Source organism: Kitasatospora sp. NPDC096204 (genome assembly GCF_044763205.1).
Classification (GTDB): Bacteria; Actinomycetota; Actinomycetes; order Streptomycetales; family Streptomycetaceae; genus Kitasatospora.
In genome coordinates, this window is sequence record NZ_JBIWFT010000013.1 from 140,448 (window position 1) to 159,646 (window position 19,199).

At 74.8% G+C, this 19,199-nt stretch carries 17 protein-coding genes; 8 read left to right on the top strand and 9 right to left on the bottom strand.

Features of this window, described 5'->3' with window-relative positions; all coding sequences use genetic code 11:
• Nucleotide 1 precedes the first annotated feature (1 nt).
• Entirely contained in the window at nt 2-1,675 is a 1,674-nt protein-coding gene (locus ACIQ87_RS16825) for an FAD-dependent monooxygenase (protein WP_402406804.1), read from the bottom strand.
• Nucleotides 1,676-1,778: 103 nt separating this feature from the next.
• Here ACIQ87_RS16825 and ACIQ87_RS16830 point away from each other — a divergent pair, with 103 nt between their 5' ends.
• Together ACIQ87_RS16830 and ACIQ87_RS16835 are read left to right on the top strand one after the other, a co-directional pair.
• Entirely contained in the window at nt 1,779-2,387 is a 609-nt protein-coding gene (locus ACIQ87_RS16830; RefSeq protein ID WP_402406807.1) for a TetR/AcrR family transcriptional regulator, read from the top strand.
• Nucleotides 2,388-2,452: 65 nt separating this feature from the next.
• The gene (locus tag ACIQ87_RS16835) at nt 2,453-2,995 is read left to right on the top strand and encodes an MOSC domain-containing protein (protein WP_402406809.1); all 543 of its coding nucleotides are present in this window, start codon (nt 2,453-2,455) and stop codon (nt 2,993-2,995) included.
• An 86-nt stretch (nt 2,996-3,081) separates the two neighbouring features.
• On the opposite strand, the gene ACIQ87_RS16840 is transcribed toward ACIQ87_RS16835, so the two are convergent.
• The 4 genes from ACIQ87_RS16840 to ACIQ87_RS16855 form a co-directional block, all read right to left on the bottom strand.
• Entirely contained in the window at nt 3,082-3,375 is a 294-nt protein-coding gene (locus tag ACIQ87_RS16840) for a hypothetical protein (RefSeq protein WP_402406812.1), read from the bottom strand.
• Nucleotides 3,376-3,541: 166 nt separating this feature from the next.
• The gene (locus tag ACIQ87_RS16845) at nt 3,542-3,823 is read right to left on the bottom strand and encodes a metal-sensitive transcriptional regulator (RefSeq protein WP_380355567.1); all 282 of its coding nucleotides are present in this window, start codon (nt 3,821-3,823) and stop codon (nt 3,542-3,544) included.
• Nucleotides 3,824-3,937: 114 nt separating this feature from the next.
• Complete coding sequence (locus tag ACIQ87_RS16850; protein ID WP_402406815.1) at nt 3,938-4,258, bottom strand: heavy-metal-associated domain-containing protein; 321 nt, start codon at nt 4,256-4,258, stop codon at nt 3,938-3,940.
• 276 nt (nt 4,259-4,534) lie between these two features.
• Nucleotides 4,535-6,109 carry a serine protease gene (locus ACIQ87_RS16855; protein WP_402406818.1) on the bottom strand — a complete coding sequence of 525 codons (1,575 nt, stop codon included), beginning with the start codon at nt 6,107-6,109 and terminating at the stop codon, nt 4,535-4,537.
• A 129-nt stretch (nt 6,110-6,238) separates the two neighbouring features.
• On the opposite strand from ACIQ87_RS16855, the gene ACIQ87_RS16860 reads away from it, so the two are divergent.
• The 3 genes from ACIQ87_RS16860 (at nt 6,239) to ACIQ87_RS16870 (ending at nt 8,729) form a co-directional block, all read left to right on the top strand.
• Entirely contained in the window at nt 6,239-7,057 is an 819-nt protein-coding gene (locus tag ACIQ87_RS16860; protein ID WP_402406820.1) for an RNA polymerase sigma factor, read from the top strand.
• Between the two features lie 305 nt (nt 7,058-7,362).
• Nucleotides 7,363-8,247, top strand: coding sequence for a CU044_5270 family protein (locus ACIQ87_RS16865; protein WP_402406823.1), 885 nt, complete (start codon nt 7,363-7,365; stop codon nt 8,245-8,247).
• A 263-nt stretch (nt 8,248-8,510) separates the two neighbouring features.
• Nucleotides 8,511-8,729, top strand: a complete 219-nt coding sequence (locus ACIQ87_RS16870; protein ID WP_402406825.1) for a hypothetical protein — start codon at nt 8,511-8,513, stop codon at nt 8,727-8,729.
• Nucleotides 8,730-8,873: 144 nt separating this feature from the next.
• On the opposite strand, the gene ACIQ87_RS16875 is transcribed toward ACIQ87_RS16870, so the two are convergent.
• The 3 genes from ACIQ87_RS16875 to ACIQ87_RS16885 all read right to left on the bottom strand — a co-directional run bounded on the left by ACIQ87_RS16875 (nt 8,874) and on the right by ACIQ87_RS16885 (nt 13,886).
• Nucleotides 8,874-9,569 carry a DUF6882 domain-containing protein gene (locus tag ACIQ87_RS16875; RefSeq protein ID WP_402406828.1) on the bottom strand — a complete coding sequence of 232 codons (696 nt, stop codon included), beginning with the start codon at nt 9,567-9,569 and terminating at the stop codon, nt 8,874-8,876.
• A 112-nt stretch (nt 9,570-9,681) separates the two neighbouring features.
• Nucleotides 9,682-12,720, bottom strand: coding sequence for an AAA family ATPase (locus tag ACIQ87_RS16880; protein WP_402406829.1), 3,039 nt, complete (start codon nt 12,718-12,720; stop codon nt 9,682-9,684).
• Nucleotides 12,717-13,886 carry an exonuclease SbcCD subunit D gene (locus ACIQ87_RS16885; protein WP_402406832.1) on the bottom strand — a complete coding sequence of 390 codons (1,170 nt, stop codon included), beginning with the start codon at nt 13,884-13,886 and terminating at the stop codon, nt 12,717-12,719. The genes ACIQ87_RS16880 and ACIQ87_RS16885 overlap by 4 nt, the downstream gene beginning before the upstream one ends.
• Nucleotides 13,887-14,269: 383 nt before the next feature.
• On the opposite strand from ACIQ87_RS16885, the gene ACIQ87_RS16890 reads away from it, so the two are divergent.
• The 3 genes from ACIQ87_RS16890 (at nt 14,270) to ACIQ87_RS16900 (ending at nt 17,760) form a co-directional block, all read left to right on the top strand.
• Entirely contained in the window at nt 14,270-15,406 is a 1,137-nt protein-coding gene (locus ACIQ87_RS16890; RefSeq protein WP_402406835.1) for a hypothetical protein, read from the top strand.
• Between the two features lie 307 nt (nt 15,407-15,713).
• On the top strand, nt 15,714-16,370 hold the full coding sequence (locus ACIQ87_RS16895; RefSeq protein WP_402406837.1) for a hypothetical protein: 657 nt from the start codon (nt 15,714-15,716) through the stop codon (nt 16,368-16,370).
• A 592-nt stretch (nt 16,371-16,962) separates the two neighbouring features.
• Entirely contained in the window at nt 16,963-17,760 is a 798-nt protein-coding gene (locus ACIQ87_RS16900) for an SGNH/GDSL hydrolase family protein (RefSeq protein WP_402406840.1), read from the top strand.
• Nucleotides 17,761-17,851: 91 nt separating this feature from the next.
• On the opposite strand, the gene ACIQ87_RS16905 is transcribed toward ACIQ87_RS16900, so the two are convergent.
• The gene (locus tag ACIQ87_RS16905) at nt 17,852-18,817 is read right to left on the bottom strand and encodes a nitroreductase/quinone reductase family protein (protein WP_402406843.1); all 966 of its coding nucleotides are present in this window, start codon (nt 18,815-18,817) and stop codon (nt 17,852-17,854) included.
• Nucleotides 18,818-19,199 lie beyond the last annotated feature (382 nt).

Consider the following 19,199-nt stretch of genomic DNA (forward strand, 5'->3'; position numbering starts at 1 on the left):
CTCAGTCGACCGGGGCGTAGCCCGCCAGGTGCGCGGCGACGGCGGCCCGGTCGGCGGCGGCGCCGGTGAGCGCGACGTAGCCGTCCGGGCGGACCAGTACGACGGCGTCGCCGCGCAGTCCGTACGCCCGGGCGACATGGCCCTCGGGGTCCAGCACGGCGGCCCGGCGCAGGCCGGGGACGGCGCGGTCCGCGTCGTCGCGGACGTCGGCCGGAGCCGGGTGCTCGCCGACCGTCAGCAGGGTGAAGTGCGGGCCGCGGAACAGGTCGAAGAGCCGGGTCGGGGTGCCGTCCGCGGTGGTGCAGGGCGCGTCGGGAGCGCGGTCGCCCGCCCGGATGCCGGTGGTGTCGTCGAGGTCGCGGCCGAGCGGCCCGCCCCGGTAATCGACCGAGAGCCCGGTGAAGTCGGCCCCGCCCGCGGTGGACATGGAGACGAACTGGTCGGTCAGCGCCCGGGCGCCGTCGGCGCTGAACAGCCTCCGGTGCTGGGCGGAGGTGGCGGCCAGCACGGCGGCGGCGACCGGCAGCCGCTCGGCCTGGTAGCTGTCCAGCAGCGCCTCGGGCCCGCCGCGCAGCACGGCGGCCAGCTTCCAGCTCAGGTTGTGGGCGTCCTGGATGCCGGTGTTCATGCCCTGGCCGCCCGCCGCCGAGTGGCAGTGCGCGGCGTCCCCGGCGAGGAACACCCGGCCGTCGCGGTAGCGCTCGACCATGCGGACCGTCGGCCGCCAGACGGTGGACCAGGTCGGCTCGTGCAGCCGGACCCCGGGCAGGCCGGCCCGTTCGGCGAACAGTCGGCGGAAGGTCTCCAGGGTCGGGGCCGGCAGCTCGCCGTGCCCGTCCGGCTCGACGGAGGCGTGCGCCGCCCAGGTGCCGTCCTCGCGCATCGGGACCAGCACCAGGGCGCCGATCCCCAGCCGGGGGTGGTTCCACAGGTGCATGCGGTCGGTCTCCAGGCCGTCCACGTCCATGGTGGCCATCAGGAACCGCTCCTCGTCCCAGGTCTCGCCGAGGAACGGGATGCCGGCCAGCTTGCGGACGGTGCTGCGGCCGCCGTCACAGCCGACCAGGTAGCGGGCGGTCAGCTGCTCGGTGCGGCCGTCCTGGCCGTCGCGTCCCTCGTGCCCGTCGTGCCCGTCGTGCCCGTCGTGCCCGTCGCCGCCGTCGTGCCCGCCGCGGCGGAGGGTGGCGAGCACGCCGTCCGCGTCCTGGGTGTGGCCGACCAGCTCGGTGCCGGTCTCGACGGTGACGCCGTACCCGGCGAGCCGCTCGCGCAGCACGGCCTCGGTGTGGTGCTGGGCGAGCAGCAGCGCGCCGCTGTACGGGCGGTCGGGGGTCGGGCGGTTGGCGGGCGCCGGGTCGACCTCCCCGACGACCCGGTCGCCCTCGTACGTACGGACCTTGAGGTTGAGCGTGCCCCGGTCGAGGATCGCGTCCACGACGCCGAGGTCGTCGAAGACCTCCAGGGTGCGCGGGGTGATCGCCTTGCCCCGGACGCCGCGGTCGCGGAAGCCCGGCTCCCGTTCGACGACGCGGCAGGCGACCCCGGCGCGGGCCAGGCCGAGGGCGAGCGCGAGGCCCACCGGGCCGGCGCCTACCACCAGGACCTCGGTCGTGCCGGCGGTGTGAGTGCCCTGTGTGCTCAGGGTGTTGTGAGTGGTGCTGTGACCAGTGCGCATGGCGGATCTCCCCCTGGCCGTCCGGCCATAAGATACGGCGCGTTTCCTGTGTTCGACTGTAGACTCGCCCCCACAAGAAACGCAACGTATCTACGAGGGGCGGGTGCGGAACCCCGTGGAGCACGGCAGACCGGTGCGCCGACGCGGCGACGAACTGGAACGCGCGATCCTGGACGCCGTCTGGGGCGAACTCGTCGAGCACGGCTACGACCGGCTCACCATGGACGGCGTCGCCGCCCGCGCCCGGACCAGCAAACCGGTGCTCTACCGCCGCTGGCCGAACCGCCCCGCCCTGGTCATCGCCGCCCTCGGCCGCAACGCCCCGAACTTCCAGGAACCGCCGGACACCGGCGAGTTGCGCGCCGACCTGTTGCTCTTCATGGGCGGCCTGCTGCACCGCTTCGACGACCTGCCGGGCGAGGCCGTGCACGCCTTCCTGGTCGACCTGCTGCGCGACCCGGAACTCCGGGCCCGCTTCACCGGCGCGCTGACCTCCGACGGCCCGGTGAACACCCTGGAGACGATGCTGCGCCGGGCCGCCGCCCGGGGCGAGATCAACCCCGACCGGATCACCCCACGGGTCGTCTCGCTCCCGCTCGACCTGCTGCGGGACGCCTTCCTGACGGGCGGGACGGTGGCGCCGGACCGGGTCGTGGAGGAGATCCTGGACGAGGTCGTGCTGCCGCTGCTGCGGGCGCCCTCGGAGGGCTGACCGGACGACCGGGGCGGAGTAGGCTCCTGGTCGATCGAACATACGTCCGCAAGGAGGGCCCGAACATGAGCGGCACCGTGGTGGCGGTCAGCAGCAATGCCGAGTACTCGTTCACCAAGCCGAACCGCGACGGCATCACGCTGCTCGCCGGGCTGGGCGTCGAGGGGGACGTGCACGCCGGGGTGACGGTCAAGCACCGGTCCCGGGTGGCGCAGGACCCGACCCGGCCCAACCTGCGCCAGGTCCACCTGATCCACCGTGAACTGCTCACCGAACTCGGCGAGTCGGGCTTCGATGTGCGGCCGGGCGCGCTCGGCGAGAACATCACCACCGAGGGTGTCGACCTGCTCGGCCTGCCGGTCGGCGCGGTGCTGCGGATCGGCCCGCGGGCCGAGGTGGAGATCACCGGCCTGCGCAACCCTTGCGCCCAGATCGACGACTACCGCCCCGGGCTGCTCAAGCAGGTCGTCGGCCGCGCCGAGGACGGCACGATCGTGCTCCGCGCCGGAATCATGGGCACCGTCCGTACCGGCGGCCCGGTCCGCCCCGGCGACTCCGTCACCGTCACGCTCCCGGACGGCCCGCACCGCCCGCTCGAACGGGTCTGACCGGGTCTGAGTGGACCCGAGTGGACCCGAGTGGACCCGAGCGGATCCGAGCGGCGCTGGCCCGGCGGTCGGCCGTGGTGGCGGCGTCAGCGCGGTGACTGTCCGTCGACGCGGCGCAGGTCGTAGAGGTACGACCTGCCCGCCTTCCAGCTGCGCCACGGGCAGCTGGGCGGCAGCTCCTGATCTCGGCTCCCGGCCGGCAGGGGGCCGGAGTTGGGCACTCCCTCGGCGTCGACCACGCACCAGCCCCGGTCCGGCAGCCATCGGCACCACAGGTCCAGGTCCCGCCGTCGGTAGGACGGGCGGCCGTTGAAGGTGCCGTCCGGGTCGAAGCGGTAGACCAGGCCGTCCAGTCGGCGGACGAACTCGATCGACTCCACGGCTGATCACCCCCGATTCGACCGCCCGGTACGGCGGTTGACCGTCGAGCATACCCCCGCCCGGTAACGGCTCAAGCTCCCGGCGCGGGGGCTGCCGGGAGCCGGGGGTCGCACCCTCAGGGGCCTCGGGGGCCTCGGGTGCCTCGGGTGCCGGGTCGGGGCCGGGTCAGGACCTGACGAGGCGGGCGATGGCCTGGTTGGCCTCGCGGATCTTGGTGCCCGCCTCCTGGCCGCCCTCGGCGATGGCGTCGCGGACGCAGCATTCGATGTGCTCGTCCAGGAGTTGGAGGGCGAAGGACTGGAGGGCGCGGCTGGCGGCGGAGACCTGGGTGAGGACGTCGATGCAGTAGGTGTCCTGCTCGACCATGCGCTGGAGGCCGCGGATCTGGCCCTCGATGCGGCGCAGCCGCTTGAGGAAGTCGTCCTTGTGGGAGCTGTAGCTGGCCATGGCCGTCTCCGGTTCCTGTGCGGTGAGGCGTGCCCTCACTCTACCGGCGGCACGGTGGCGGGGAGTCGGCCCGAACGGGCGTGGTGGTGCCCCGTCCGGGCCGACGTGGGCGGGTCAGCCCTCGACGCGGCCGACCAGGTCGTATCCGGCCTCGTCGAGGGCGGCGGCCACGGCGGAGTCGGCGAGCGGCAGGGTGCTGCCGACGGTGACCCGGCCGGTCGCGAGGTCCACGGCGACGTCCTCGACGCCGTCGATCTTCTTCAGCTCGGCGGTCACCGAGGAGACGCAGTGGCCGCAGGTCATGCCCTTCACCTGGAACACCGAGGTCCGGGCGGACCCGGCGGCCGGCGCCGCACCGGCGCTGGTGCCGCACGAACCGCAGCAGGAGGAGGCCTCGACGGCGGCGGACTCGACGGTGACGGTGGTCTCGCTCATGGGTGTGCTCCTGTCATGGTGCCCGGCGCCGACCGGACGGCCCGGGCGGCTGCTTCACTTCGAACATACCATACCCCCCTAGGGTAATTGCCAGCCTTGACGGAGCCTCCTCCCGGCCGGTCGCCCACCCGCCCACGGGTCGTCAACACAGATCTGTGAAAGCCCTGTTGAGGCATCGGCGGCGAGGGGCCGAGACCCGGGAACGGCGTCGGAAGAGAAGACGGCGCCGGCCCCCTCGATCGAGGAGGCCGGCGCCGGTTCAGACGTTCGCCGTCGTCACCGGGTGCGGTAGGCGTCGGCGATGGTCTGCTCGAGGGTGTTGCCGTCGGTGTCGGTCAGTTCGGCGCGCAGGGAGACGGCGGTACCGGCCGGCGGGTTCTGCACGGTGACGGCGCCGGCCTCCAGCGGGAGACGGGTCCACGAGGCGCCACCGTCGGTGGAGGCCGAGACGGTCAGCGAACGGGTACGGCCGTCGGCGGCGGCGCCCTGGACGGTGACGGGGATCCGGAGCGGGCTGCCGGCCGTCGCGGTGCCGGTCAGGCCCAGATCGGGGGAGAACCGCACGACGCTCACCGGCAGCGCCGTCGGCCCGGCCGTGGTGGCCGAGGCGAAGGTCCAGGACGCGTTCACACGGGTGGTCGCGCCGGCCGCGGCCTTGCGGGTCACCGTGGTGGCCAGGCGGTACGAGCCCTGGCCCGGGGCCACGGTGAACTCGCCGCGCCCGGGCGCGGCGGACGCGGTACCGACCAGCACGCCGTCGCGGTACAGCGCGGTGTACGCGGTGTCGAACGACGGGCTCCACGACGCGTGGCCGTCGCCGTCCGCGAGCAGCGCGACGTCGGCGGTGATCCGGTCGCCGTCGCGCGAGACGGCGGGACGGTCGGTGAGTGCCGGGCCGAACACCGGGCCGTCGAAGGTGTGGGTGGTCGTCGTCCCGGCCCGTACGGCGACCCGGTCGGCGACGTAGTGGTTCCGCGTCACGTCGTCGGCGCCCGGGACGGTGACACCGATGTCCCAGGTGCCGCGCTCGGGCGCGACGAGGAAGGTGGCCGTGCCCGGCGTCTTCATGACCCGGGGGGCGCCGACGACCGTCCCGGTGCTCGGCAGGACGCTCAGCAGGGCGGTTCCGTTGCTGCCCGGTCCGGCGGCGCCACGGATGTTCAGGGTGGCCAGCTCCTGCGCGGCGTACTGCCGGGTGAGCCCGGTCAGGGCGCGGGTGCCCGAGAAGGTCTGGCCGAGCAGGTAGCCGCCGGTGTCCGTCGCCCAGTGCGCGTCGTACCACTGCTTGACCGTCCCGGCCTCGGCCTCGGGCCCCAGGTGACCCATGCGCAGGTTCGTCGACCGGTTGCCGATGTTGCCGCTCCTGGTGACACCCTCGTGCGTGACCTCGACGTACACCGAACTCTGCAGGAAGCGCGCGGCGCCGTCCGGGGGCCGGACGTCGACGGGGGCGGTGGTCCGCGCGTCGACGGTGACGGTGGTGTCCCGGTCGAGGTCGAGGCGCGGCTGGACGACCCAGTCCGTCCAGACCGGGCCACCCGCCCCCCGGCCGTCGGGCAGGGTGCTGTCCAGCAGGTACCGGCCCTTGGGCAGCCGCACGGTCGAGACACCGGAGGCGTCCTGCTGCTCGAGGAACTCCTCGACCCCGGCCTCGAAGACCCCGCTGACGTGGGTGCGGTACTTCCCGGCCGGCTGGCCGGCGCGGTCCAGGTGCTTGATCGTGAGGGTGTACGTCTCCGGCTCGGCGGCGAAGGCCGCGTTGCCGAAGGCGGGAGTCGAGGCGCCGACCAGTGCGACGGCGACGGCCAGGGCGCGGAGGGCGTTGCGGCGGGGACGGGAAGTCGTGGTCATGCCCTGTACTGCTCGGCCGGGCACCGGAGTTCCCGTGACCAGGGTCACATCCCGGGCAGGACTGTGACTGTGACGCGCGTCACCGGAACCCGGGCGGCCGACCGGGCAGAGCAGGGTGTGGAAGCACTCATGAGAACGCGTCTTCGCCGCGGCGACCCCGATGCCCTGGGCGAGCTGTACGACGAGCACGCCCAGGTGCTGTACCGCTACGCCCTGCGCGTGACGGGCGACTGGGCGGAGGCCGAGGACGTCGTCTCGACGACCTTCCTGGAGGCGTGGCGGGGCCGGGAGCGGCTGCGCCCCGACGGCGACGGGCCGCGCCTCGACGGCGATGGACCGCACCTCGACGGCGATGGACCGCACCTCGACGGCGGCGGGCCGCGCCCCGACGGCGACGGGCTGCGCCCGTGGCTGCTGGGGATCGCGACCAACATCATGCGCCGCAACGCCCGTGCCCGTCGGCGCCGTGACATCGCGCTGGCCCGGATCCCGGAACGTGGCTCGGTCCCTGACTTCGCCGACGACCTGGTCGCGAACCTCGCCGACGTCGAACACCTGCGGGCCGCGCGCCGCGCGCTCGACCGCCTCCGGCGCCGCGACCGGGAGGTCTTCACCCTCGTGGTGTGGGCCGGACTGGACTACGCGAGCGCGGCCGAGGCGCTCGGCACGCCGGTCGGGACCGTCCGCTCGCGGCTGTCCCGGGCCCGTGCCCGGCTGCGCGAACTCACCGAGGCCGAAGTCGCGGCGGAAGCCAGGGCTTCGGCCAGGGCTTCGGCCAGGGCTTCGGACAAGGCTTCGGCCGGGGCCTCCGTGCGCGGGCGGCACCGGACCGTCGGCGCCCGAGAGCCCACCGCGGCGGAGGGCAGGACCCCCTCCGCCGTCACCACCCTGCCCGTACCCGGCCGTGTCCCCGTGCTCCGGCCGTCGACCCAGGAGAGCCACGGATGAATGCCACCCCACGGCGCGGTACCCAGTGCCCGTCGTCCGAGCAGACCGAGCGCCGCGAACTCGCCGAGCTGCTGCCGCCGCCGGCGGTGCCCGGTCTGGACGAGGAGCGTCGACTGCTGCTGAGACGGGAGGTGTTGCGCCGGGCCGCCGCCGAGGCTGCTCCGCCTGCCGTGTCCGTCGCGTCTACCGCGTCTGCCGCGTCTGCTGCGTCTGCTGCGTCTGCCGTGTCCGCTGCGTCTGCCGTGTCCGCTGGGCGGGCGCCGTCCGGGCGTCCGCCCCGGCGTTCGCTCCGGTTCCGGATCGCCGTGCCGGCGCTCGCCTGCGGCCTGGCGGCCGTCGGCGTCGTGGCGCTGGACCTCGGGGGTGCGGCCGAGCCCGACCGCGCGGTCGTCGAGAGCAGTGCCGCCGGGACCTCCGAAGCGGGACGGCTCCTCGGCCGCATCGCGCTCGCCGCCGCCGAGGCGGAGCAACCGGCGGTCCGCGCCGACCAGTTCGTCTACGTCGAGAGCAGGGTCGCCTTCGCCGGGCAGAGCGCCGCGGGCGGTCCCGCGACGACGGCGCCGGCGCACACCCGGCAGGTCTGGCTGTCCGCCGACGGCAGTCGCCCCGGTCTGCTGCGCGAGGACGGCGGGCCGGACAGCCCGCTCCACGAGGACGGACCGGTCTTCGAACTCGACCGGCCGGGCGCGACGCCCCGGCCCCGCGCCGCACGCCCGGCCGGCCCGTCCATCGCCGAGCCGACCCACGCGTACGTCGCCTCGCTGCCCACCGACCCGGACGCCCTGCTGAAGCTGATCCGGGAACAGACCCGCACCGCGGGCCAGGCCGATGCGGGCCAGGACCCCGACCAGCGGGCCTTCGCCGCGATCGGCGACCTGCTGGCCGAGACCTGGGCGCCGCCGCAGGTCGGCGCCGCGCTCTACCGGGCCGCCGAGCGGATCCCCGGAGTCACCGTGGTCCCCTCGGCCGGCGACGCCGCCGGGCGCGAAGGCGTCGCCGTGGCCCGCACGGCGCACGGACAGCAGACGCAGTGGATCTTCGACCGGACCACGTACGCCTTCCTCGGCGAGCGCACGGTCCTCAGCGAGGCCGGCGACGCGGGGCCGGCCGGGACGGTGCTCGGAACCTCCGCCGTCCTCACCAAGGGCGCGGTCGACCGCGTCGGCGAACTCCCCCTGGAGGCACGGTGACCAGCCGCCCGCGCGACGACCGCTGGGGGTGACAGTCGCCCCCGGCCTCCAGCACCGACCCCCGCCGCCCCGGTTCCCAACCCCCGGAAGCCGGGGCGGCGGGACGGGGACGGGCGGAACCCCGCCGGCTGGCCGGAGATTCAGCGGACAGATTTCAGCGAACGTTCTCTGAAATCTGTCCGCTGACATCCGTCCGCCGGGGCCACGGGCCCGCCGGGACCGAGCTTGTTGCGCTTGAGCGGGGAGCGGAGTAGTAAGGCGGCATGAGCGACACCCGTACGAACCAGGAAGCGGTCGTCTGCGAACTCGTACCCGAGGACGGAGCGGAGGCCGCGCTGCGGCACGACCCGGACGCGACCGGGCCTCGCGCCGACTGCGTCCTGTGCGGTGAGCCGACCGAACTGCCCGCCGACCACCCCGGCGGCACCCTCTGCCCGGTGTGCGCCTGGCAGCAGGCACAGCGAATCGCCTGCTCGGGCTGACCTCGGGCCGCGACCGCGAAGCAGCAAGGCGACCAGCCCCGAGCGCCTGGCCCGACGAACTGACGATCCGCTATCGGTCCGCGGCCATCATCGTGGCGCTGATCCTCCGGCCAGGGCGGACGGCGGATCGCCGGGTTCGGTCCACTACTGGGCAGAAACCGGTCCTGCGTTGATGCCCGAGATACGGCCGACGGAGTCGAAGGAGACCACCACGGCGCCCCCACCGGGCAGAGGCGCGGTGATCCGGTCGGCGGCTTCCCGCACCGGGATGCCGTGCAGGGCGAACCAGCCGTTGACCACCAGCCGCGGCGAGCGTGCGAAAAGCTGTGCGCCAGTGAGCAGATGGCGCGGCATGGCGACCGGGTCCAGCGGCGCGGGCCGGAGTTGCGGATCTTGCGGCACGAAGTAGACCCGGGTCTCCGGACCGGCCTCCTGGCCGATGTAGCCGGGCGCGCCGAGCGCTGCCATGCCGAGGAAGGCCAGCGCCTCCGCGGCGCGGCGCGGGTCGGCGAAACCGGCCAGCTCCACGCCCTCCTGCTGCAGCTCCACGATGCCGTGACGGCGGCCGAACTCGGGGATTCGCGCGCCGACGGCGGCCACTTCACTGCCGCGCAGCCCCGGATTGGCCCAGCCCCACAGCCAGGTCTGCTCGGCCAGGTCGTAGGTGCCCAGCAGTCCCACCCGAAGGCTTCGGCCGCCGGACTCGTAGCGGCACTGGTCCAGATCCGCCGTCCACGGCCCAGTCGGGAAGGCCTGGGCGATCATGTCCAGCTGTTGCACGCCCCAGGCCGCGTGGTACTCGGCGGCGTGCAGGAAGGCGTCGGAGAAGGCCACGGTCATCGGGGCAGCCTAGCCCCCGTCAGGTCGACGGCCCTCAGAGGCCTCAGCCCCGGATCGGCGGGGCGAGGCACTCGCGAAGATCACGGTGTACGGCTGGAGTACTACGGGAGCACTAAGCGTCCTCCCGCCCGGCCAGTGCCAGGGTCGAGCCGTGCCGCCCCTTGCGGACCAGCAGTTGGGCGGGGATGCGGCTGCGCAGGTCGGCGACGTGGCTGACGATGCCGACCGCGCGGTCCCGCTCGCGCAGGCCGTCCAGGACGTCCATGACCTCCTCCAGGGCGTGCTCGTCGAGGGTGCCGAAGCCCTCGTCGATGAAGAGGGTGTCCAGCGGCATGCCGCCCGCCTCGTCGGTGACCACGTCGGCCAGGCCCAGGGCGAGGGAGAGCGAGGCGAAGAAGCTCTCGCCGCCGGAGAGGGTCGCGGTGTCCCGCTCGGTGCCCGTCCAGGCGTCGACCACCCGCAGGGCCAGGCCCGAGCGCTTGGTGCCGGTGCCCCGGTCGTCGCTGTGCACCAGGGTGTAGCGCCCGCCGGACATCCGGACCAGCCGGTCGCTGGCCGCCGCCGCGACCTGCTCCAGCCGGGCCGCCAGGACGTACGACTCCAGGCGCATCCGCAGCCGGTTCTCGGCCGAGGTGCCGGCCGCGAGTGCGGCGAGCCGGTTGATCCGCCCGTACCGGTCCAGCGCCGGAGCCAGCTCGGCGGCGAGCCCGTCCAGTTGCCGACCGATCGCGGCCAGCGCCGCGCAGCGCTCGCGGGCCGCCGCGTGGGCGGCGTGCGCCCGGCCGAGCCGGTCGGTGGCCGCGCCGAGCGCGGCCGCGACGGCGGTCAGGTCCACCGGGGGGCGGCCCGCGGCCTCGGCCAGTTCCGGCAGCGCCAGCTCGCGGCGGACGGCGGCGGTCTCCGCGTGGTGCCGCTCCAGCCGCTTCTCCAGCCGCTCGCGTTCCTCGCGCGGCAGCAGCACCGCCAGCGCGTCCGCGGCGTCCGGGAAACCCGCCGCAGCGGCGGCCTTGCCCAGCTCGTCCTCGGCCTCGCCGAGCCTGGCCTCCGCCTGCGCGTGCGCTCCGGCGGCGGTGGCCGTGGCGGCGACCGCCTCGGTGAGCCGGGACAGGGCCGTGGCCCGGTCCGCGACCGAGGCCGCCTCGCCCCGGGCGGCCGCCACCCGGGCCGTCAGCGCCCGCTGCTCGGTGCCGAGCGCCAGCAGACGGTCGGAGAGGACGGCGGCGCGCTCCTTGGCCTCGCGCAGTTCGTCGACCCGGCGGGCGCGGTCCTGCGACAGCCGGACGATGTCCTGCTCGACCCGGCCGAGCGTCTCCGCCGCCTGCCGGGCCTCGCGGTGCTCGCGCTCCAGCCCGGCGAGGGCCCGCGCGAGCGCCTCCGCGCCGTCCGGCCCGGCCGCGCCGGCGGCGGTGGCCTCGCGCACCCGCAGCGCGGTGAGCGCCTGGTCGGCGTCCGACCAGGCGCGCTCGGCGGCGGCCTGTGCCCGGCTCGCCCGCTCCTCGTCCTCGGCGCCGACCCGGCCGCCGGGCGCGGCCTCGGCGGGCGCCGGGTGCTCGGGCGAGCCGCAGACCCGGCAGGCCTCGCCCGTGCGCAGCTGCTCGGCCAGCTCGGCGGCCATGCCGCTCAGCCGGCGGTCCCGCAGGTCCAGACTGTGCTCGCGGGCGTCCAGCGCGGCGGTGCGCAGCGCGACCACCCGGGGCTCGGCGGCGGCGATCTCGGCGCGCAGACCGTCACGTTCCCTGGCCGCTCCCAGGCGGACCGTCAACTCGGTGCGCTGCCCGTCCAGTTGCTCGACCCTTGAGCTCGCGGATTGGGCTTCGGTGTGCTGCTGCTCCAGGCGGCCCAGCTCGTCCTCGAACTCGGCCAGCCAGTCCTCGGCCTCCTCGGCCCGTTCCTCGGCGGCGCGCCGGTCCCCCGTCAAGGAGCGCTGCTCGTGGGCGAGTTCGGCGCAGCGCCGCTCCTCCGCCCGGGCCGCCTCCAGCCGGACCACCTCGGCCCGCAGCCGCAGCTCGGCCTCGGCGAGCCCGGCGGCGTCCGCCCCGGCGAGCTCCCGGCCCTCGCCGCCGGAGCCGGCCAGCGCCTCGCGGTGCCGGCGCTCCGCCAGGCGGGCGCGCCCGAGCGCCTCGGCCGCGCTCTCCCGCAGCCGCAGCGCCGACTCCACCCCGACGGCCTCCTGAGCGGCGGCCAGCCGCCGCCGGTCCGCGGCCGCGGCGGCCTCGAGGCCGGCCAGCCGCTCGGCCCGGTCCAGCGCCTCCCGGTGCCGGCGCTGGCGACCGGCCAGCTCCTCCGCGGCCCCGCGGTGCTCCTGGGCGGCGCGCTGGGCGGCGACGGCGCCCGCGAGGGCGGCCTCGGCGACGGCGAACTGCTCGGCCGCGCCGCTGCGCAGGACCGCCGCCCAGCCGAGTACCCCGGCGGCCAGACCGGCGTCGTCCTCCTCGGCCGGCACCCAGCCGGCGGCGGGCTCGGCGCCCGGACCGGCCGCCTGCTCGGCCTTGCTGGCGAGGTCCCGCAGCCGCCGCCGGCCGGCCTGGACGGTGGCCTCCTGACCGCGCCGCTGCTCGGCCAGCCAGGCCTCCACGTGCTGGAACCGCTCGGTGTCGAACAGCCGCCGCAGCAGCTTGCCGCGCTCCTCCGAGTCGGCCTTGAGGAACCGGGCGAAGTCGCCCTGCGGCAGCAGCACCACCTGGCAGAACTGCTCCCGGTTCATGCCGATCAGCCGGTGGATCTCCTCCCCGGCCTCCTGGTGCGACTTGCTGAGCCCCCGCCAGCCGGGCGCGCCGTCGCCCGTGTCGGCGACCCACTCGCGCAGCAGCGTCTGCGCCCGCTCGACGGTGGTGCCGGTGCCGACCTTCTTCGGCCGGCGCTGCTCCGGCAGCCGGGTGATCTGCAGCCGCCGACCGCCGAGGGTCAGCTCCAGCTCCACCGAGGTCAGCCGCTTCGGATCGGCGTGGTCGCTGCGCAGCCGGTTGGCCCGGCGTGCGCCCGGCGTCTCGCCGTACAGGGCGAAGCAGACCGCGTCCAGCACGCTGGTCTTGCCCGCGCCCGTCGCGCCGCGCAGCAGGAACAGCCCGCCGGCGGCGAGCGCGTCGAAGTCCACCGTCTCGCTGCCCGCGAACGGGCCGAAGGCGGTGACGGTGAGCCGGTGCAGCCTCATCGGGGCAGATCCGCCTTCCGGTCGGTGGTCTCCCGGACGCGCTCGAAGCCCTCGCGCAGCCAGCCGAGCTCGTCCGGCGCCGGCTCGGCACCGGGGCGGACGTGCCGCAGGAAGCCCTCCGCGACCTCGAGGTCCCCGCGGCCGCTGACCCGCGCCGCGTACGACAGGGAGGGCTCGGCGTCGCCGCGCTCGGGGTCGAACAGCAGCTGGAGGGTGTGCGGGAAGCGGCGGCGCAACCGCTCCATCGGCTCGCTCGGCCGGGCCGCGTCGGTGAGCGTGGCCTGCACCCAGGACTGCTCGTGCTCGGCGTACCGCTCGTCGGTGAGCAGCTCGTCGAGGGTGCCGCGCAAGGTCGCCAGTCGGCGCGGCTCGGGGCAGGGGACGCGCTCGGCCGTCACCGCGCCGTCGGCGGCGAGGTCGACCAGCCACATGGTCTTGCGCTGGTCGGCCTCGGAGAAGGAGTAAGCGAGCGGGGAGCCGCTGTAGCGCAGGTGCGGGGCGAGCGTCTGGCAGCCGTGCAGGTGGCCGAGGGCGGCGTAGTGCACCCCGTCGAAGACCGAGGCGGGCACGGAGGCGACGCCGCCGACCGCGATGTCCCGCTCGCTGTCGCTCGGCGCGCCGCCGGTGACGAAGGCGTGCGCCAGCACCACCGCCCGGGTGCCGGCCGGGCGTGCCGCGAGGTCCGCCCGGACCCGCTCCATCGCCGCCCCGAGGACCGCCGCGTGCCCGCCCTTCGCGAGCCCGAACCGCTCGCGCACCAGCGTCGGCTCCAGGTACGGCAGCCCGTACACCGCGACCGGGCCGTGCTCGTCCGCCAGCAGGACGGGCTCGGCGCACCCGTCCGGGTCGGTCCGCAGGTGGATGCCGGCCCGCCCGATCAGCCCCGCCCCGACCCCGAGGCGGCGGGCCGAGTCGTGGTTGCCGCTGATGAAGACCGTCGGCACCCCGAGATCCGCGAGCCGGTGCAGCACGTCGTCGAACATCGCGACCGCTTCCAGCCCGGGCAGTGCCCGGTCGTACACGTCCCCCGCGACCAGCACGGCGTCCACGCCCTCGGACCGGACCACTGCCACCAGGTGGTCCAGGAAGGCGCGCTGGGCGTCGTGCAGGCTCTCCCGGTGGAACGAACGCCCGAGATGCCAGTCGGAGGTATGCAGCAGTCGCATGGTCCCCGACCCTAACCCGCAGCACTGACAATCCCGCCCGCCCCTGTGGAACCACGGACCCCGGCGGCTCCAGGGGGAACGGCGGGGGCGAGGGGCGGGCGGCAGTCGGCGGACGGCGGCTGACAGATGACAGATAACGGCTGACAGATGACAGCGGACAGATTTCGAAATCTGTCCGCTGTCATCTGTCAGCCGTGTGCTGTTCGGACGCCCCGGCGGCGCGGCCCCGGTGCCCCGTGGCGGCGGCCTGGGGCCGCGCCGAGCCTGTTCGATTACCTGGGGTGAATTGTCAGTGGCTCTGTGTATGTTCCTCGGCGTCGGCCACTCCCAGTCGGGTGGTCGGCACTGTCCGGTGTCGGGCGGGCGAACGAGAAGGAGGAGCCATGGCTGTTGTGCGGGAGTCGGTGTGCGAGGTGCTGGGCGGTGCCGCGGCGGGGCGGCCGTCGCCGCGGCGTCGGCGGGTGCTGGTGCTGTCCGGGCGGAGGCCCGGTGGGGGTGCCGGCGGGGCCCCGGCCGGTGGGCCCGGCGGGGCGGTGCCACCCGGAGGCGGCCGGCCGCCGGGGGCGCGGGCCGGCGGGCGTGGTGCGGGGGAGGCCGGGCGCGGCGGGCGGGTCCGGGGTGCGCCGCCGCCCCAGCCGGTGGCGGTGGCCCTGGCCGTCGACGCGGGGGACTTCGCCGGGCTGGCGCGGTACGGGCTGTTCGGCGGCCTCGGGCACGCGGCCTATCTGCGGCAGGCGGAGGAGCAGCTGACGGCCCTGTACCGGCAGGGGCTGGAGGTGCACCTGCGGGTCCTGGAGGCGGGCGACTTCGAGGACTACTGCGAGGCGCTCGGCCTCGATCCCCGGATGCCCGCCGCCCGGGTCGCCTACGCGGGCGATCCGGAGCTGGCCGGGGAGCCGTTCGTCTACGCGGGGGAGCGGCTGGCCGAGCTGCTCCCGGTGCTGCTGGACGACCACCGGGCGCGGGTGCGGATGTCCGTGGCCTGCGCGGCCCTGCTGGACGCCGTGGGCGACGACCCGTCCGGGCAGCTCCGGATGGCGGCCGTGATGCGGTACGTGACCTCGGTCTACCTGGCGCTGGCCGAGGGCGCGGGGGAGGGGTGCCACCTGCTGACGCTGCGCTGCCACGGCCCCGAGGACGGCGAGTGGCTCACCTCCGCGGTGGACGTCTGTGTGGAGGAGGGCCGGTTGTACCCCGCCGGGCGGGACGCCGAGGCGTTCTGCGTGACGCTCGCGGCGGGTGTCGCCCTGGGCGGGGAGGGCGCGCTGCTGCTGCACGGCGATCCGTCGGCGGGCGTCCGGGCGGAGCGAGAGGGGGCGGGCGCCCGGCTCCGGCCGCCGGTCCGCGGCTGGGCGCTGACCGACGGCCGGCTGCGGACGATGACGGCGCACGAGGTGTTCGACGAGCTGGCCGACGACGCCGCGCGCGGGCTGCCCTTCCCGCCCGGGGTGGATCCGCTGCCCGGGTTCCCGCTGCCCGTCTTCCGGGGCGCCGGGGAAGGGGGTGGGCCGCTGGGGTGACCAGGGCGTTCACCGCCTCCGCGTCCACCGCGTTCACCACCTCCGCATCCACCATGCGGCGCTGGGGACTGTTCATCGACCGCGTGTTCGGGGAAGATTCGGAGAAGATCAACAGCAGGAGCGCGCGGTGCCCCACGCCGCCGCTCCGGCCGCTCCGCTCCGTACCGTGCCCTGCAGGTCCTCCCCGTGCACCGCCGGTCCGGCGAAGCCCGACAGCGAGAGGGGGACGGATGAGCGAGCGGAGCGCGCTCGGTACCAGGAGGTGGGCGCGGGCCGGTGCCCCCGCCGAGCGCCGCGGGGCGAGAGCATGAGCCCGATCGAGTACAGCGCGGAGATCGCCGAGCTGCTCGGGAAGGTGCGGCGGCGCCCCACGGCGGGCTGGCCGTGGCGACCGGGCGAGCAGGTGCCGGAGGGGCTGCCGGTCAAGCAGTCCTGGGGGTGGCTGTTCGCCCCCGACGGGCGGGTGCTGACACTGGTGAACCCCAGGGACGGGATCTGCTCGCTGCCCGGCGGCTCACTGGAGCCGGAGGACGGCGGGGATCCGGCGGCCGCCCTGGCCCGGGAGGCGGCCGAGGAGGCACAGGCCCTGATAGGCCGGCCGTACTACCTCGGCTACCTCTACGACCGGGTCGGCTCGGCGAACGGCGGGCACGAGTGTGCGCGGGTCCGGATGGCGGCGGTGCTGCGGGCGGTCGGCCCGAGCGCGGCCGACCCGGCCTCGGGCCGGCACTACCGGCGGCTGCTGGTCGCACCGGGCCTCGCCGTCGAGCTGCTCGGCTGGGGCGGGCCCGGGCTGCGCCAGGCCCGGACGGCGGTCGCCACCGCCGCCCGCTGGCTCGACGTGCCCGCGGTGGCGAACGAGGCGATCGAGGAGCTGCCGGTCGAGGGCTGCACCCTCTCTCCGGGCACCGTGTACCCCGGGGCCGTGCACCACGGTGGTGGCCGCCCCGGCGTGCAGGGCTGACCGCGCGGCGCCGTACTCCCGGACGACGTCCCGGTAGTGCTGCCCCGACACCACTGTTCCGTCGGCGGTGTCCCGGCAGCGGTGTCCCGGCGGCAGCGTCTCGGCGCCACCGTTCCGGCGGCGGCATCCCGGCATGTCGCCGCCGTGCACTGCCCTGACGTGTGGTTCGCCGCCCTGACGCCCCGCCATGACCGATGTCAACATCCGTCGCACGGCTCGGATCGGCCGCAACGGTGAATTCCGGCCGTACCGTTGATGCCCCTTTGGCCCACCTCTCGGCGCGCCTCGGGAGTTTGATCAGCCCCCCCTGGGCTCGCTGACACCTGCTCCGAATCTGACTCGGCGGTGTCCGGGCGGCAACCCTCCGGCTCACCGTGCAAGAAATTTCCGTAAGTTGCCGGTCTACGCGCGCAGCGCTACGCGCGTTACCGCGCACCCCTGCTGACCTGCGTGAAGTCACGGATTGTCGGCGGCAGTTCATCTCCGAGCTATCAGACGTCCCGTCAATATCCTTGGCATGACCGCTTCCGGGTTCGGCTACCGCCTGGTATCACTTCTGTGACCCTCACCACCCCACCCCACTGGAGCCGTGATGATCCGCCGTGCCCGTGCTCTGTCCATCGCCGCCATAGCCGCAGGCCTCACCATGACGACGCTGTTCGCCGCGTCCTCCGCGAACGCCGCCGGCGCCAACTACGTGGCCCTCGGCGACTCGTACTCCTCCGGTGTCGGCGCCGGCAGCTACACGGCCGAGAGTGGCAGCTGCAAGCGCAGCACCAATGCGTACGCGTACCTCTGGAAGAACGCGCACGCGCCGTCCTCCTTCAAGTTCGTGGCCTGTTCGGGCGCCAAGACCGGCGACATCCTGAACAACCAGATCTCCGCCCTGGACGCCAACACCACGCTGGTCAGCATCTCGGTCGGCGGCAACGACGCCGGCTTCGCCGACACCATGCAGACCTGTGTCCTCGGCTCGGACAGCGACTGCATCAGCGCCATCAACACGGCCAAGAGCTACGCCACCAACACCCTGCCCGCCCAGCTGGACAAGGTGTACTCGGCGATCAAGGCCAAGTCCCCGAATGCCCACGTCGTGGTGATGGGCTACCCGCACTTCTACAAGATCGGCGGCAGCTGCATCTTCGGCATCAGCGACACCAAGCGCGCCGCGATCAACGGTGCCGCCGACACCCTCGACGGCGTCCTCGCCAAGCGGGCCGCCAACGCCGGCTTCGCGTTCGGTGACGTCCGCAGCATCTTCACCGAGCACGAGATCTGCGGCTCGCAGACCACCTGGCTGAACAGCACCACCCTGCCGGTCGACGAGAGCTACCACCCGAAGGCGTCCGGCCACTCCGGTGGCTACCTGCCGGTCTTCTCGGCGCTGTAAGGACCACCGCAACGGACCGCCCCGGCGCGCGGGCCGTACCGGAGCCGCCGTCCCCTCCCACGACTCGGGAGGGGGCGGCGGCAACGCCGTTTCAGCTGCCGGAAGGCGCCGGGCCGGGTACTGGGCCGGGCGCCGGTCCGGACACTGGGCCGGGCGCCGGTCCGCGCGTCGCGGATGCGGGCGGCGGGAAGGGGATGCCGGAGAGGACCGGTAGCAGTTCCGCCTCCTCGAAGTCCAGGTGGGCCTCCAACTCGGCGGAGATCCGGTCCAGTTCCGTCCGGAGCTGCTCCGGCTCGGTGACCGCGATCCCGGTGAGCAGGGCCACCAGTTCCTCCTTGATCCCGCCGATGGCCCGGTGCTGTTCGCCGAGCCGCGCCAGGACGTCGCCCAGCTCCGGATGGCTGCGCGCGAGCGCGGGGAAGACGGCCGCGTCCTCGCCGGTGTGGTGGTGCGTCAGTCCGTCGCAGAAGGCCAGGCAGTGCCGGCGCAGCTGCAGCCCGAGCGTGGCCGGTCGGCCCGGGACGTGGGCGTGCGTCTCCTCCCGTACGTGGCGCAGCTGCGCGCGCAGCCAGGTGTGCGTTTCCACCAGCTTGTCGGCGAGGCTGCGCACGGCCGGGGCGGCGGCCGGGGTCGGTTCGTCGGCGGGCGGTTCGGGGCGCTCCAGGACGACGACCGGCAACTCCCGCTCGGTGCGCGCCTGGTAGTCCCCGTAGCCCGGGGCCTTCCGGACGACGGCGGCGAACAGCCGCTCCCGGCGGTCGCCTTCGGCGGGTACGGCGACGGTGTCGAAGGCCTCGGCGCCGACTTCGACCCGGACCACCGGGTGGGCGAGGAGGTTGCGGTACCACTGGGGGTGTTCCGGAGCACCGCCGGCCGAGGCGACGACCAGGAGCAGTCCCTCCGCCCGGACGTACCCGAGCGGCACGGTGTGCGGCCGCCCGGAGCGGGCTCCGGTGGTGGTCAGCAACAACAGGTCGCCGCCCTCGAACGGGCCGCCGACCCGCCCGCCGTTGGCGCGGAACTCCTCGATGACGTTCAGATTGAAGGACATGGGCATGCGTGTGTGATGGATCTCCAGAGAGGAAAGGGGGGTGCGGCCACACGCGGTGTCGGTGCGGTGCCCGAGCCGGTGGCGCGGCCGGCCGCGCCACCGGCGACGTCCGTCGTGGGACATCGGACCCAGGGCGCGGGGCACAGGACTCGGAACACGGAACACGGAACACACGTCGCGGAACACCGGATGCGGTTCGCGCCCGCGGGTACCGCGGTGGCCGCCTGGCGTCAGATCAGGGAAGCGGAGAGAGTGCTCATCGCGCATCGGCCCTTCGGGAAAGGTGCCCGCTCGGCTGTCGGCCGGCCCACTGCTCTTTGGCCGACGCCGCGCTGCACGCCCCCATTAGAGCCAGGCCGCGGACACGCTGTCAACGAGCGCACGATCA

Coding starts and splice junctions, on each gene's coding strand:
- ACIQ87_RS16885 (WP_402406832.1), bottom strand. CDS start 13,886: ATGCGACTGCTGCATACCTCCGACTGGCATCTCGGGCGTTCGTTCCAC.
- ACIQ87_RS16855 (WP_402406818.1), bottom strand. CDS start 6,109: ATGACCACGACTTCCCGTCCCCGCCGCAACGCCCTCCGCGCCCTGGCC.
- ACIQ87_RS16870 (WP_402406825.1), top strand. CDS start 8,511: ATGAGCGACACCCGTACGAACCAGGAAGCGGTCGTCTGCGAACTCGTA.
- ACIQ87_RS16895 (WP_402406837.1), top strand. CDS start 15,714: ATGAGCCCGATCGAGTACAGCGCGGAGATCGCCGAGCTGCTCGGGAAG.
- ACIQ87_RS16825 (WP_402406804.1), bottom strand. CDS start 1,675: ATGCGCACTGGTCACAGCACCACTCACAACACCCTGAGCACACAGGGC.
- ACIQ87_RS16845 (WP_380355567.1), bottom strand. CDS start 3,823: ATGGCCAGCTACAGCTCCCACAAGGACGACTTCCTCAAGCGGCTGCGC.
- ACIQ87_RS16900 (WP_402406840.1), top strand. CDS start 16,963: ATGATCCGCCGTGCCCGTGCTCTGTCCATCGCCGCCATAGCCGCAGGC.
- ACIQ87_RS16875 (WP_402406828.1), bottom strand. CDS start 9,569: ATGACCGTGGCCTTCTCCGACGCCTTCCTGCACGCCGCCGAGTACCAC.
- ACIQ87_RS16835 (WP_402406809.1), top strand. CDS start 2,453: ATGAGCGGCACCGTGGTGGCGGTCAGCAGCAATGCCGAGTACTCGTTC.
- ACIQ87_RS16890 (WP_402406835.1), top strand. CDS start 14,270: ATGGCTGTTGTGCGGGAGTCGGTGTGCGAGGTGCTGGGCGGTGCCGCG.
- ACIQ87_RS16905 (WP_402406843.1), bottom strand. CDS start 18,817: ATGCCCATGTCCTTCAATCTGAACGTCATCGAGGAGTTCCGCGCCAAC.
- ACIQ87_RS16860 (WP_402406820.1), top strand. CDS start 6,239: ATGAGAACGCGTCTTCGCCGCGGCGACCCCGATGCCCTGGGCGAGCTG.
- ACIQ87_RS16880 (WP_402406829.1), bottom strand. CDS start 12,720: ATGAGGCTGCACCGGCTCACCGTCACCGCCTTCGGCCCGTTCGCGGGC.
- ACIQ87_RS16850 (WP_402406815.1), bottom strand. CDS start 4,258: ATGAGCGAGACCACCGTCACCGTCGAGTCCGCCGCCGTCGAGGCCTCC.